Source organism: Planctomonas deserti, assembly GCF_003067705.1.
In the GTDB taxonomy this organism is placed as follows: domain Bacteria; phylum Actinomycetota; class Actinomycetes; order Actinomycetales; family Microbacteriaceae; genus Planctomonas; species Planctomonas deserti.
Window position 1 is genome coordinate 1 of sequence record NZ_QANL01000100.1, and the last position, 614, is coordinate 614.

A 614-nucleotide genomic window follows, 5' to 3' on the forward strand; every position below is an offset into this window, starting at 1 on the left:
CTTCGCTGTTCGCGGCGGCGCAATGCCACCGTGGGAGTCCACCGGCGCGGGCAGTTGCCCGGCGCCGGCGTCAGGTCGGGCAGGATCGCTCCCGCCCGTCCCGGATCAGGCCTTCTCGGCCATCTTCTTGGCCTTCTCGACCGCTTCTTCGATGCCGCCGACCATGTAGAACGCCTGCTCCGGCAGGTGGTCGTACTCGCCATCGACGATGGCCTTGAAGCCACGGATGGTGTCCTTCAGCGGCACGTACTTGCCCGGCGAACCGGTGAACACTTCAGCCACGTGGAACGGCTGGCTGAAGAAGCGCTCGATCTTACGGGCGCGCGACACGGCCTGCTTGTCCTCTTCGGACAGCTCGTCCATGCGCAGGATCGCGATGATGTCCTTCAGTTCCTTGTACTTCTGCAGGGTCTGCTGGACGCGCTGGGCGGTGTCGTAGTGCTCGTGGCCGATGACCAGCGGGTCCATCTGGCGGCTGGTGGAGTCCAGCGGATCGACGGCCGGGTAGATACCCAGCGAGGCGATCGAACCCGACAGGGTGACGGTCGAGTCCAGGTGGGCGAAGGTGGTCGCCGGCGACGGGTCGGTCAGGTCGTCCGCGGGAACGTAGACGG

General features: G+C 66.3%; 1 protein-coding gene. It reads right to left on the minus strand.

The features are described 5' to 3' along the window. Nucleotides 1–105: 105 nt before the first annotated feature. On the minus strand, nucleotides 106–614 hold a 509-nt coding region (locus DAI20_RS19745; protein ID WP_497802646.1), incomplete at its 5' end, for an ATP synthase beta subunit C-terminal domain-containing protein.